This is a genomic window from Pseudomonas sp. HR96, assembly GCF_034059295.1.
Classification (GTDB): domain Bacteria; phylum Pseudomonadota; class Gammaproteobacteria; order Pseudomonadales; family Pseudomonadaceae; genus Aquipseudomonas.
This window is the reverse complement of the sequence record NZ_CP139141.1, coordinates 5421102-5434371: the sequence shown is the minus strand read 5'-3', so window position 1 is coordinate 5434371 and position 13270 is coordinate 5421102. Positions and strand designations below refer to the sequence as shown.

The window sequence follows — 13270 nt, the reverse complement described above, 5'->3', positions numbered from 1 at the left end:
GCCTCAGTGGTAATCCAGATAATTAATCAGTTCAACATCGCTATCGTCGAACCGGAAAATTACACGCCAGCTCCCGCTGATGGTGATGGACCAATATTGCGCCAGATCCCCCTTGAGCGGATGCAATCTCCAACCGGGAATGTCTACGTCGCCAGGGGACGCCGCACGATCCAGAAAATGCAGGGCGCGCGCGAGCCGTTTGGCATGATCTGCCCGGATACCGCGGGTTGACCCGGTCTCGTAAAAAAGCTTGAGACCTTTGTGTTGAAAGCTCTTTATCATCCGAAGATCGTGATGCATTTGATCACGGTTTTCAACGATCTGCAACGCCTTGCTACAAAGGAGCATGCGCCAACCTTCGACGCACGGCTCCCTGCGATTGGGAGCATGGCTATCTCATGATCTGGCCTCCTCCGGTGGGCTGGTGGAAGCAGTAACGGCTGAGGACCAACGCCACGAGGTCTTGAGACGAGCGAAGGTAGCTATGTAGTAGGGGCATGCCTGACTGCAGGCTTACCGCAGTCCAATCCATGGTCTGCGGCACCATCGTCCAAATCGCTGTTGCTGATGACTTCGGTGTTTGTCACGCCGACTGTCATGAGGAGGATTGCGGCAAAGCCACGTTCTATATGGGCTGCATCAGTGGTTTGAGCGCCCGTCTCTAGCTTGTAGAAAGAGACGGGCAAAGGATTCGCGCACACGAAATGTGCAATCGGGTAGGTTGCTGCTGGGAGAAGGGTAGGGTGGTTGCCGCAGGGGCAACGATGTTGAGTAGGCATCCATCACATGGGTAGTGACCGTACGAGCTACCAGACGCGAAATCGTACTTGGAATGATCCGCTGCACGAGGGACATGACCTCCCAGCTTCCGGGCCACGTCGCCAACGCGACTAGGCTCGTAGTCACGCCTGTGGACAAGTGTCGTCCTCCGGCCTGGGTGGGATAATTTAGCGCCTGTGGATAACGCTCAACTTGGGCAATGTCGAGTTTTCCACAGCCCATCAGGCGCGCAAGCCATATTTCTTCAAGGCACCAGGCCGGCCTAGCGGCCTCTCGTGGGCTTTGCCCACTCCCACATTTGGACGGTGGATGAATGTGCCGACGTGCGTGGCTTTTGGAGCGCAAGGGGTGGTTTGACAGCGGTGGGGGTCATTCAGGGCCGAGGCGCATAAGCAAATGGAGTCAACTGTCTGCCCCTAATCAACCGTTGCGGGATTTGCAGGCTCGTTGGGTGAAGGGGTTCCCGAGCAAGCTCGGTCCTACAGGGATCAGAGGCAGAGTCAACGTCAGAATCGGCAAGGTGGCGGAAGCGTTACCGAGACTGAAATGTAGTCCTCAGCCGAAGCCTTCAATTCCGATCTGCACGGCCCGGACTCGAACCAGCGACTGAGCACTTACACCCGCCATCGAATAATCAGGCCCCCCAGAAACGAAAAAACCCGCCAAAAGGCGGGTTTTCCCAACAGCCCCAGAGATAATAAAAAAATCTCTGGAACCTCATATGGTGCCGGCACCAGGAATCGAACCCGGGACCTACTGATTACAAGTCAGTTGCTCTACCATCTGAGCTATACCGGCATGTGAGGGCGCTGATTATAGCCATTCACCCACCCGAGTAAACCCCCGATCTGCATATTTCTCACCCCGCCGCAGCCCCCGTCCTTGGCGCTTATGCACAATTGGTCTTGAGCAATATCCCCCAAATGATGAAATTGTGAGCAATTCTCACCTTCGCTCCAACCTGCTGTTTTTCCAGCACTTTAAAATATGAACAAAAAATGACCAGGGGCTGTTTTCATCTTTGGGCCCCGTTTTCTCGGCTTATGCCGGAGAACTGCCCACAGAGTTATCCACAGGCTGGCGGTTGGCGCGGAGCATCAGGTTGCGGGGGGTGAGTGTGATGGGGCAGAAGGTGCCGAGCTCTACGTCGTAGCCGTTTTCCTGCAACATCAAGCCACGATCTAGCGCCAGCCACAGCTCCAATGGGCGGCGGAACAGGTTGCGCAGCAGCTCGAGGTTGCGCACCTGGGCCAGCCTTTTGATTCCTGCTTGTTCCAGCGCCGCCCAATCCTGCTGGCCGGGCGGTGGCAGGTCTTTGAGGGCGGCCAGATGGCGGCAATAGTCGGCGAAGGGTTTGTCGAGCCAGAGGCTCGGCAGCGACGGGGTCGGTAGGTATTGGTCGCAGCTGCGCAGCTGGCGTTGCAGCAGGTCGAAGGCCAGGCGGCGGGCCATGGACTGGTCGCGTTGGCGGCGCACGCGGGCGCCAGCAGTGACGGTTTCGGTGGCGGGCAGGCTGAGGTCGTGCAGGTCCAGCGTTAACAGCGAGGCGCGCGCCGGTTGGCTGAGGGGTTGGTAGTGCGGGCTGGCGATGCGGTTGTAGCAGCACGGGGCGATGGCCAGGTGCGTGCAGCCGGCGGCGCTGGCCAGCTGGATGAGGCGCACGTGGAGGTCGCCGCAGGCGTGCAGTGCGACAGGGGTGTGGCTGGGGTCGAGCTGCAGGGCGGCGGCCATGACGTCCTGCTGCACGTGGGTTGCGTCCAGCTGGTGGTGTTGGCTGAGGGCCTGGCCGCTGGCGACCAGGGCGGGGTCGTGTTCCAGGCAGGTCAGGCGCTGGCCGGGGGCGAGCAGGCGGCGGCCGAGGTGGCCTTTGCCGGCGCACCAGTCCAGCCAGTGGCGGGTGGGGTCAGCCACATGCAGGCAACTGCCGAAGGCTTCGATCTGTTGCCATTTGCGCCCGGGCACGTCGACGTCCAGCCGTTGCGCCGCAGGGTGCAGTGGGGTTGTGGATAACGGCCCGACCTCGGCCAGCTGCGCCGCCGCTGTTGCCAGCTGTGGATAAGGCGCCGGCGCGGCCAGGGCGTAGGGCTGTTGCTGGGCCTGGTCGGCCTGCTCGACGCTGCGCCCGCGCAGCCAATCCGCCAGCTGCGGATGCTCGCGCTCCCAGGGCAACTGCAGCTGCATGAAGGGCCGCGGCCGCCACAGCGCCTGGTGTTGCAGCAGGAAGCGATCGAGGGCGTGGAAGCGGGCCAGCAGCTGCTCGCCCGCGAGGATGCCGGCTGCGGTCATTGCAGGATATTGAAGGGGAAGTAGCGGTCGTTGATCTTCTTGTAGGTGCCATCAACGATGAGCTCGTGCAGCGCGGCGTTGAGCTTGTCGCGCAGCGGGTCGCCCTTGCGCACGGCGATGCCGATCTTGTCGCCGTCGCCCACGGCATCACCCTTGGTTTCGAAGTTCTTGCCGGCGTCGCTCTTGAGCCACTCGTAGTTGACGTATTTGTCGGTGAGCACGGCGTCGAGGCCGCCGCTGACCAGCTGTTTGTAGGCGTCTTCCTGGGTGTCGAAGAGCATCACCGCCGATTGGTCGGTGAGGTTGTCCTGCAGCCACTTGCCGGCAGCGGTGCCGCGCTGGGCGCCGACGATCTTGCCGGAGAGGGAGGGGATGTCGGTGCTCAGGTTGGTGTCCTTGGCGGCCACCAGCTGCAACTTGTCGGAGTAGTAGGGGTTGGTGAAGTCGACCACCTGCAGGCGCTCGGCGGAAATCGGCAAAGACGAGACGAGGAAGTTGAACTGGTTGTTGTTCAGCGACGGGATCAGCGTGTCCCAGTCATCGGTGACGATCTCGCACTCGACTTTCATCTTGGCGCACAGGGCGTTGCCGATGTCGACGTCGAAGCCGACCACCTGGCCGCTGGCGTCTTTGCCATTGAAGGGCGGGTGGCCGGCCTCCATGCCCATTTTCAGTTTTTCGACGGCGCTGGCGCCCTGGCTGAACAGCAGCGCGGCGGCGAAGGCAATCGCCGAGAGGGCAAGGGGTGTGCGAACAGGTTTCTGCATCCGTGTAGCTCCGAGGCGACGAGGCGGGGACATTGGGCTCGACATGCCTGCATGTTAAGGCCTTCCGGGGTGGCCGCACAGCGGCGAATGGAGCGGCGTTAAGGCAAGGTTTGGAGTGCGCGGAGAAGATGAAGGTTGCGCCAGAAATTGGCGAAATTTGCAAGATGGGTTGTACCCTGAGGTTGCACTTAAGTTGTGCCAGGGTGTTACCTGTGGAATATTTTGGTGCGCGGAAAGCGTGCATTTTCGGGTAGATCGGTACCGATTAGCAAATTGCTAGCTAAATTCTTTTGCTTTCAAGGAGTTGGTAATAAAGGGCGACAGCCCATTTCAGTGCGCTCGTCGGGCCGCTGAAGCTTTTTGGCGCAATATTTGCGTAAATTATTCGCAACGGGATGTTTCGTACTTCGAACGAAGGCTCGATTCCTTGCCGGACTGAACGCTTTTCCTCGCAAAGGTAGCTATATGAGCAGCACTCATAAATCGAATAACCTGGGTCAGGGCCTCAAGCAGCGCCACGTGACCATGCTCTCCATTGCTGGCGTGATCGGCGCCGGTCTGTTCGTCGGCTCCGGCCACGCCATTGCCGAAGCCGGCCCTGCCGTGCTGCTGGCCTACGCCGCTGCTGGCACCCTGGTGGTGCTGGTGATGCGCATGCTGGCCGAGATGGCCGTTGCCTCGCCGGACACCGGCTCGTTCTCCACCTACGCCGACCGTGCGATCGGGCACTGGGCCGGTTTCACCATCGGCTGGCTGTACTGGTGGTTCTGGGTGCTGGTGATTCCGCTGGAAGCCAACGCCGCCGCCGGCATCCTGCACGCCTGGTTCCCGGGGATCGCGGTGTGGATGTTCACCCTGGTGATCACCCTGGTGCTGACCGCAACCAACCTGTTCAGCGTGAAGAACTACGGTGAGTTCGAGTTCTGGTTCGCGCTGATCAAGGTCATCGCCATCGTCGCCTTCATCATTCTGGCGGCTGCAGCCGTGTTCGGCTTCGTACCGGGCAGCCAGGTCAGCGGCGTCAGCCATGTGGTCGACACCCAGGGCTTCATGCCCAACGGCATCGGCGCGGTGATCGCGGCCATGCTGACCACCATGTTCTCTTTCATGGGTACCGAGATCGTCACCATCGCGGCCGCCGAGTCCAAAGACCCCGGCCAGCAGATCAGCAAGGCCACCAACTCGGTGATCTGGCGGATTTTCCTGTTCTACCTCGTGTCGATCTTCCTGGTCGTGGCGCTGGTGCCGTGGAACGACAGCCGCCTGCCGCAGCTGGGCTCGTACCAGACCGTGCTGAACCTGATCGGCGTGCCGAACGCCAAGCTGATCGTCGACCTGGTGGTGTTGGTTGCCGTGACCAGCTGCCTGAACTCGGCGCTGTACACCGCTTCGCGCATGCTCTACTCGTTGAGCAAGCGTGGCGACGCACCGGCCATGGCCCAGCGCACCTCCCAGGCCGGCACGCCGGTGGTGGCGGTGCTGCTGTCGACCGCCGCGGCCTTCCTGGCGGTGTTCGCCAACTATGTCGCGCCGGCGGAGGTGTTCGACTTCCTGCTGGCCAGCTCCGGCGCCATCGCCCTGCTGGTGTACCTGGTGATCGCCATCTCGCAGCTGCGCATGCGCCACAAGCGCCAGGCCAACGGTGAGAAGATCGCCTTCAAGATGTGGCTGTTCCCGGGCCTGACCTGGGCGGTGATCGCGTTCATCGTGGCGGTGCTGACCATCATGGCGATTCGTGTCGACCACCGCGTGGAGATTCTCGCCACGGGCCTGCTGACCATCGCCGTGGTCGTGGCCGGCCTGGTGGTGGACCGCCGCCGCAAGGCGGGCAGGAGCGGCGCGATGGCGATGAGCCGTTGATTGCTGTTCAGGCTTGAGTGAGAAGGCCGCTGTCAGAGATGACGGCGGCCTTTTTTGTTTAGGGAGGGTGGGACGGATGTGTCTACCATGTCCTCGCACAGTACGCTTTGATCCGGGAGAACCCATGGAGTGGTTGACGTCCAGGCTGGTCTTGCGCAAGCCACGTAATACGGACCTTGAACGGCTGTTCGAGATTTACGGCGACAGCGCAACGCATCGGTTCAGTCCCTTCGGCCCCCTGATCGATATTGATCAGGCGCGCTCATTGCTCGGCAAGTGGATCGAGCACTGGGATGCCAAGGGCTACGGCCAATGGGCCGTAGCCGCCCGTGAAGATGTACAGCAGGTGACTGGCTTTGGAGGCATCGATGCGCGCTCTTATTTGCAGGTGGAGCGCGTCAACCTGGGTTATCGCTTCGCTCCCGAGGCTTGGGGGCGGGGGTATGCCACCGAGCTTGCAGAGGCGGCGCTGCGCTACGGCCTGGTTGAATTGCAATTGCCGAAAATATACGCCGTGGTGCGCCCAGCTCACCTGGCGTCTATACGGGTGCTGGAGAAGATCGGCATGCATCCGGCCGGTGAGCTGGACGATGTGCCGGGGCAGGCCCCAAGTCTGGTGTTCAAGGCTGGGCGGTGATTTTGGGCGCAGGCAGGCGGGCTTCCTGTTTGGGATGGCTTGAGCCGGCCTGGCGGCCTGTCGGGGGCGTCGCCCCCTCCCACGCCGTGACGCGGGGCAATGCAGCCCATGCAAGTCACTGCAGCGGCGAAAAATCCGTCGCCCGCATGATTCTGGTTTCCATCGATTGCAGCAGATCCAGCTCCCGGGTCTTCTTGCCCCACGCCTGCCAGCGCGGGTCGGCGGCCATGCGGTCACGGCGCGCTACGCGGTCGTCGAGGCTGTCGTAGCCCCAGATGTGCACCACCTGATTGATGTCGCCGATTTCGGTCGTGAAGAAGCCTATGAGCTTGCCCAGCAGCTCCAGCTGGATAGGCAGCGCCTCGGCCTTGTACAGGGCGATCCATTGCGGTGCGCGCGAGGGCTTGAAAGTGTAGGTGCGGATTTCGTAGTACATGGGGCGGCGGCTCCGGAGGATGGCGGGACGAAGCCGTAGTGTAGGCGAACCGTAGCGGTTGCCAGTTCGATAGGGTGCGTTGCCGAGGTCAAGTCTTGATCTGCTCGAACTTGCGCCTTGCACAGCGCATGCAGTGCTCGAGCCAAGGCAGGGGGTAGGTTGTTGTCGACCAGAAATTTCAAGCGGCAATTCCATGCTCATAGGCAACGGCTGCATTCACTGCAGCGACCGGTATCTCGAACATCAGCGATACGCGCTTGATGTCCTAGCTTTCGGCCTTGAAGGCTTGATAAACAGCCGAGGTATCGATGCCTATCTTCGAAAGCAGCGGTTCGCCGAAATTCCTCTCAGGATCCAGCACAACTGCCTTGCTGCGTTTTACCGGATACCACCTCTGCGCGCCGCCTTGGCCCGAATAATCAATACCCTCATACAGCGAGCACGATAGCAAGAGTTGAGAGGAAACAGCGGGCGAAACCGTATCAATCTTATACTCGGGAGGATGGCAGTCCGCGCTCGCTCAGTAAAAAAATCCAGACAACAAAAAACCCGCCGAAGCGGGTTTTTTGTTGTTCCAGGCAATTCAACCACCACCTGAAACTGAAGAGTGGTGCCCAGAGACGGAATCGAACCGCCGACACGGGGATTTTCAATCCCCTGCTCTACCGACTGAGCTATCTGGGCAACGGGGCGCATTAAACTGGTTTTTTGAGGGGTCGTCAAGCGCGAGATCAAAAAAAATTTTAATTAATACCGTCGCTTACGTTTTGACCGGGTTATTCGGACGGCGGCACGTAGCCTTCGGCCTGGGCGTATTCCTCGCCGCTGAGGTACTTGTCCATTTCCGCCTGGAGGAATTTGCGGTCCTCGGCGTTCATCATGTTCAGGCGGCGCTCGTTGATCAGCAGGGTCTGGTGTTTCTGCCAGTCGGCCCAGGCCTTCTGCGAGACATGGTTGTAGATGTCCTCGCCCTTGGCGCCCGGGTAGGGTGGGCGCTCCAGGGCGGGGAGTTCTTCTTTGTACTTGCGGCACATCACGGTGCGGGTCATCACAACTCTCCTGCATTCAAGGCATCGGCCGCGCGTTTGAGCAGCTTCTTGACCGGGGCGGCCAGGCCCAGGCGCGGCGGGGTGGCGAGGTTATACCAGAGCCAGTCGGCCTCGGCCACGTGCAGGGCCGACTCCTCGACGCGCACCAGCCATGGCTCGATGGCCAGCTGGAAGTGGCTGAAGGTGTGGGTCAGCTCGGCCAGTTGGCGCGGCTGGCCCAGGCCCAGCGAGTGCTGGATGGCCAGGTGTTCGAGATCGCTCAGGTCGTCCAGCTCGGGCAGGCTCCACAAGCCGCCCCAGAGGCCGCTGGAGGGGCGACGGTACAAAAGTATGGCACCGTCCGCGTTGGCCAGCATGGGCATCAAGGTGCGCTTTTGTGGCACGGCCTTGCGCGGCTTGGGAATCGGGTAGCGGGTCTCCAGGCCGAGCAGGTGCGCTTCGCAGGCTTTTTCCAGTGGGCACAGCAGGCAGCTGGGCTTGCTGCGGGTACAAATGGTGGCGCCCAGGTCCATCATCGCCTGGGTGTAGTTATTCACCCGCGCCTGCGGCGTGTAGCGCTTGGCGGCGGCCCACAGCGCCTTGGCCACCTTGGGCTCGCCCGGGTAGCCCTCCTGGGCGGTGAAGCGGGCCAGCACGCGCTTGACGTTGCCGTCCAGGATCGGCGCGCGCAGGCCCATGCTGATGCTGGCGATCGCGCCGGCGGTGGACAGGCCAATGCCCGGCAGCTCGGTGAGCTGCTCGACGCTGCGCGGGAACTCGCCGCCGTGCCGCTCGACCACGATGCGCGCGGTTTTTTGCAGGTTGCGCGCGCGGGTGTAGTAGCCCAGGCCGGTCCACAGGTGCAGCACTTCGTCTTCGGGCGCCGCAGCCAGGGCCTGGACTGTGGGCAGGGCGTCCATGAAGCGGTCGAAGTAGCCGAGCACGGTGCTGACCTGGGTCTGCTGCAGCATGATTTCCGAGACCCACACCCGGTAGGGGTTGATGTCACGCTGCCAGGGCAGGTCATGCCGGCCGTTGTGGTCGAACCAGCTCAGTACCGAGCCGGAAAACTGCTCGGGGGTCATGCCGTGGGGGCTCATCGCTTGAACAGCCCCTTGATGGTGTCTTTCAATTGCTCGGGTACCTTGTCGCCCAATTTATCCTGGAGCTTGTCCTGGAGCTTGTCGCCGATGCGCTCGGCAGCGGTCTTTGTGGCCAGTTGCATGAGGGCTTCCTTGTCCACCCGGCAGGCCTTGGCGCCGAGTTCCAGCGGGCCGCGGCAGCGCAGCGGGAAGGCCAGGCCGACAAAGTTCTGGTTGACCTGGCAGGCTGGGTCCGGGGTGTCGCTGAGGTCACCCTGCAGCACCACGCCGATGCGGTAGTCCATGCCCAGCACGCGCAGGTCGATGTCGCCGTTGCCATTGATGGTCAGGCCCGGGACGCTGGCGGTGAAGTCCTGGTTGCTGGCTACGCCGTTGTTGAACACCAGGCTGCCCTTGAGCTGCTGGAAGGGCGTGTCCTTGCCCCGTGGCTCGCTGGTGAGGTTCTTGCGGTTGAGCATGGCGATGCCCTGGCACATCTGCTGTTCCAGGTTGGCGTTGACCAGCACGCCGTTGCTCACCGAGAAGTTGGCCTTGCCGCCGAGGCTGTCGATCAGCGCCTTCTGGCTGTTGCCGCGGCCTTGCAGGTCGCTGTCCAGGGTCAGCAGGCCGGTCATGGGCGGGTTGGGGTTCTGGGTCTTGATGAAGCGTTCGATGGGCACCCGGTCGAGCTTGGTCTGAATCGCCAGCAGCGGCTGTTCCGGGCGCACGTCGAGCAGTGCGTGGCTCTGGAAGCTGCCGTTGTAGAGGCCACCGGACAGTTGGTCGAGGGTCAGCAGGCCACCGGCGGCCTGCAGCTTGAGCGCGGCGTTCTGGATCGGCAGTTGCTGCAGGGTCAGCTGGCCCAGGCTCAGGTCGGCCTGCAGGTCGAGTTCGCGCAGCAGCTGGATGGGCAGCAGGCGGTCGTTGCTCCAGGCGACGTGGCTGGGTTTATCGGGCAGCGGCGTGGTGCCGGCGCCGGCGATGGCCCCGGCTTCGCTCTCCTGTACTTCGGTCTTGCGCGCGGCGGCGGCGCTGGCGGCATCGGCGCTGCGCGGTGGCAGATAGCGGTCGGCGTCGAGCTTGTCGCCCTGCAGGGTCACGCGCAGGGCTTTTTTGCCGAAGTCGTCAACGGCGACGCGGCCGCTGTAGCTGCCGCCGTCGAGCTTGAGGTTGAGGTCTTCGAGGGCCAGGCTGTTTTTCGTGCCTTGCAGGCGCGCGACCAGCTCGACGCTGCGCAGGCTGTCGGCGGCGGCCATGGCCGGCAGGGTCTGGCCGGCGCTCTCGAGGAAGGTGCGCAGGTCGAACTGGGCAATCGACAGCCCGCCGCTCAACTGCGGGTCGCTGTCGAGATTACGCACGTTGAGCTCGCCCAGGGCGCGCAGCTGGTTGGCGGAGAACTTCAGGCCGCTCCATTCGGCGACGTTGGCGCCCAGGTCGAGCAGCAGTTGGCCCTGGGCGGCGTAGCTGACGGTGTTGCCCTGCAGCGGGTCGCCGGAAACCTCGCCGGACAGGCGCATGTCTTCGAACTGATAGCGTCGGGTCTTGCGGTCGATGCGCAGTTCGCCGGCCAATTCGGTGCGCGCCCGCACCACCGGCTGATTGGTGCCGAGGAAGGCCGTCAGCTTGAGCGGGATGTCGGTGTTTTCGTGGATGCCGCCGGTGCTCAGCTGGATGCTGTCGGCGGTCAGCTCCTGGCCGCTCTTGATGTCGCTGTAGTGCACCGAGGCGTTGTTGATGGTCAGGCTGTCGATGTCCAGCTTGACCACCCGCGAGCTGTGTTCCTGCGCCGGCTGGGGCTGGGCGGCGGAGGCATTGTGGTCGACGGCGACGTCGGGCGCCGAAGCAGCGGCCGCCGGGGCCAGCGGCTTGCCGATGTCCTGCCAGTTGCCGTGGCCGCTTTCGTCGCGCACCAGCTTGAGGTTGAGGCCTTCGACGCGGATGTCGCTCATCTGCACTTCGCGGCGCAGCAGCGGCAATACACGCACGGACAGGCCGAGCATCTGCAGGTCGGCGAACGGCTGCTTGGGGTTGTTCAGGGTCGCCACGCTCGCGTCGTGCAACTCCAGGCCCAGCCAGGGGAACAGGCTCCAGCCAATGTCGCCGTTGAGGGTCAGCTCGACGCGCGCCTTGTCCCGGGCCAGTTGACGGATTTCGTCCTTGTAATCGTTGGGATCGAACAGGTGGGTGAGGGCAAAGCCCAAAGCCACGATGATCAGCAACAACCCGAGAACACAAAGCCCCAGGATTTTGCCGAACGCTTTCATAGGCGAGTCCTTTAGTGCGATTCAGAATTAGCGGGTGAGTATAGCGCCGCGCCGCCGACGAATGGGCTACTGGCTAGCCGCCAGCCTCGCACAGCCGGGAGGTTCCTGTATCGAGATATTTCCTGCGCGCGCCAGAGCCGCCAACGCCTCAGACGAATGGACTGTAAGCATAGCGTTACAAATAATAGCAATCTGCTTGGTTTTCCTTTCCAAATGTTAATCTTGGCGTGCTTGCCTATCGAGCGCGACATGGGGTCGCGTTTTGCCAAAAGCTGCCGATAACGTTAAGCGACGGCCTGCGTACACCGTGCCAGAGGCACCCGGGCAGGCCGACGAGCATTTCCTACCTACGAGGTTCATAACAATGAGCAGTATCTCAGCAGCAAGCGCGAGGGCCACAGAGCCGGCGTTTCTGTCCAAGGAGCGCATCATCGCCAAGCCAGGCTTCAATCGCTGGCTGGTACCCCCGGCGGCCTTGGCCATCCACCTGTGCATCGGCATGGCCTACGGCTTCTCGGTGTTCTGGCTGCCGTTGTCCAAGGCGGTCGGCACCGCCTGCCCGGCCGACATGAGCTTCCTCAGCCAGATGGTTTCGTCCAGCTGCGACTGGCCGATCTCCATGCTGGGCTGGATCTACACCCTGTTCTTCATCTTCCTCGGCTGCTCGGCAGCCATCTGGGGTGGCTGGCTGGAACACGCCGGGCCGCGCAAGGCGGGTGTGGTCTCGGCGCTGTGCTGGTGCGGCGGCCTGCTGATTTCGGCCTTGGGGGTGTATACCCACCAGATCTGGCTGATGTGGATCGGCAGCGGGGTGATCGGCGGTATCGGCCTGGGCCTGGGCTACATCTCGCCGGTGTCGACCCTGATCAAGTGGTTCCCGGACAAGCGCGGCATGGCCACCGGCATGGCGATCATGGGCTTTGGCGGTGGCGCCATGGTCGGTGCTCCGCTGGCCACCGGCCTGATGGGCTACTTCGCTTCGCCGGGTAATGTCGGCGTGTGGCAGAGCTTCGTGGTGATGGCGGTGATCTACTTCATCTTCATGGTCGGCGGCGCGCTGGCCTACCGCGTGCCGCCTACCGGCTGGAAACCGGCCGGCTGGACCGCACCGGTGAAGAAGGTCGCCAACGCGATGATCACCAACCGTCACGTGCACGTCAGCGTGGCCTGGAAGACCCCGCAATTCCGCCTGGTATGGCTGGTGCTGTGCCTGAACGTGTCGGCCGGTATCGGCATCCTCGGCATGGCCTCGCCGCTGCTGCAGGAAGTGTTCGGCGGCAAGCTGCTGGGCGTCGACACCCCGTTCGGCCAGTTGTCGGGCGACCAGCTCAAGGCTATCGCGGCCATCGCGGCCGGCTTCACCGGCCTGCTGAGCCTCTTCAACATCGGCGGTCGCTTCTTCTGGGCGTCGTTCTCCGACTACATCGGGCGCAAGAACACCTATTTCGTGTTCTTCGTGCTGGGCGTGGTGCTCTACTCGCTGGTGCCGAACCTCGGCCACCTGGGCCTGATCGGCCTGTTCGTGGCGGCGTTCTGCGTGGTGCTGTCGATGTACGGCGGCGGTTTCGCCACTGTGCCGGCCTACCTGGCCGACCTGTTCGGTACGCAGATGGTCGGTGCCATCCACGGTCGCCTGCTGACTGCCTGGGCGGCCGCAGGCGTGCTGGGTCCGGTGCTGGTCAACTACCTGCGCGAGTACCAGCTGAGCCATGGCGTGGACCGCGCGGCGGCCTACGACATCACCCTGTACATCCTTGCCGGCCTGCTGGCGCTGGGCTTTGTCTGCAACCTGCTGGTGCGTCCGGTGGCCGACAAGTACTTCATGACCGATGCCGAGCTCAAGGCCGAGCAGGCGCTGGGCCATGACAAGGGCGCCGACGGTTCCACCGTGCTGGAGTGGAGCGCCGCGCCGAGCAGCAAGCCGATGGTGATCGCGGCCTGGCTGGCCGTGGGTATCCCGTTGATCTGGGGTATCTCGGTAACGCTGTCGAAGACCGCTGTGCTGTTTCATTAAGCAATAGCCGGCCAGGCGCCTGCGCTTCCTTCCACATCGTGCGTAATGGATGTGGGGGGCGTGCAGGCGTCCGCTTGCTCACTCATCCTTCGGACCAGTCTCAGGTTCCTGTTTGC

10 protein-coding genes and 2 tRNA genes are annotated in these 13270 nt (G+C 62.7%); 3 read left to right on the top strand and 9 right to left on the bottom strand.

From position 1 onward, the window contains the following. Positions 1 to 3: 3 nt before the first annotated feature. From SFA35_RS24305 to SFA35_RS24290, 4 genes are all read right to left on the bottom strand, one after another. Positions 4 to 282 (bottom strand): type II toxin-antitoxin system RelE/ParE family toxin, encoded by a 279-nt coding sequence (locus SFA35_RS24305; RefSeq protein WP_320579206.1) that lies wholly within the window; start codon positions 280 to 282, stop codon positions 4 to 6. A gap of 1220 nt (positions 283 to 1502) precedes the next feature. After that, positions 1503 to 1578: transfer RNA gene (locus SFA35_RS24300), tRNA-Thr, on the bottom strand. A 243-nt stretch (positions 1579 to 1821) separates the two neighbouring features. After that, entirely contained in the window at positions 1822 to 3066 is a 1245-nt protein-coding gene (locus SFA35_RS24295) for a methyltransferase (protein WP_320573539.1), read from the bottom strand. Further along, positions 3063 to 3833 (bottom strand): transporter substrate-binding domain-containing protein, encoded by a 771-nt coding sequence (locus tag SFA35_RS24290; RefSeq protein WP_320573537.1) that lies wholly within the window; start codon positions 3831 to 3833, stop codon positions 3063 to 3065. Before SFA35_RS24290 ends, SFA35_RS24295 begins: the two co-directional genes overlap by 4 nt. Before the next feature lie 465 nt (positions 3834 to 4298). On the opposite strand from SFA35_RS24290, the gene gabP reads away from it, so the two are divergent. Continuing rightward, a complete protein-coding gene (gabP, locus tag SFA35_RS24285; RefSeq protein ID WP_320573534.1) occupies positions 4299 to 5693 on the top strand; it encodes a GABA permease in 1395 nt (464 codons plus the stop codon). A 124-nt stretch (positions 5694 to 5817) separates the two neighbouring features. Beyond that, the gene (locus SFA35_RS24280) at positions 5818 to 6330 is read left to right on the top strand and encodes a GNAT family N-acetyltransferase (protein WP_320573532.1); all 513 of its coding nucleotides are present in this window, start codon (positions 5818 to 5820) and stop codon (positions 6328 to 6330) included. Between the two features lie 115 nt (positions 6331 to 6445). Here the strand turns inward: SFA35_RS24280 and SFA35_RS24275 are convergent, their stop codons facing one another. The 5 genes from SFA35_RS24275 to SFA35_RS24255 form a co-directional block, all read right to left on the bottom strand. Next, positions 6446 to 6766, bottom strand: coding sequence for an NIPSNAP family protein (locus SFA35_RS24275; RefSeq protein WP_320573530.1), 321 nt, complete (start codon positions 6764 to 6766; stop codon positions 6446 to 6448). Positions 6767 to 7374: 608 nt separating this feature from the next. Next, positions 7375 to 7450, bottom strand: a tRNA-Phe gene (locus tag SFA35_RS24270). A gap of 92 nt (positions 7451 to 7542) precedes the next feature. Beyond that, positions 7543 to 7815, bottom strand: a complete 273-nt coding sequence (locus tag SFA35_RS24265; protein WP_320573528.1) for an oxidative damage protection protein — start codon at positions 7813 to 7815, stop codon at positions 7543 to 7545. Continuing rightward, positions 7815 to 8879, bottom strand: coding sequence for an A/G-specific adenine glycosylase (mutY, locus tag SFA35_RS24260; protein ID WP_320579204.1), 1065 nt, complete (start codon positions 8877 to 8879; stop codon positions 7815 to 7817). The genes SFA35_RS24265 and mutY overlap by 1 nt, the downstream gene beginning before the upstream one ends. 11 nt (positions 8880 to 8890) lie before the next feature. Further along, positions 8891 to 11140, bottom strand: coding sequence for an AsmA family protein (locus SFA35_RS24255; protein WP_320573525.1), 2250 nt, complete (start codon positions 11138 to 11140; stop codon positions 8891 to 8893). A 364-nt stretch (positions 11141 to 11504) separates the two neighbouring features. Here SFA35_RS24255 and SFA35_RS24250 point away from each other — a divergent pair, with 364 nt between their 5' ends. Next, a complete protein-coding gene (locus SFA35_RS24250; RefSeq protein ID WP_320573523.1) occupies positions 11505 to 13154 on the top strand; it encodes an OFA family MFS transporter in 1650 nt (549 codons plus the stop codon). Positions 13155 to 13270: the final 116 nt, after the last annotated feature.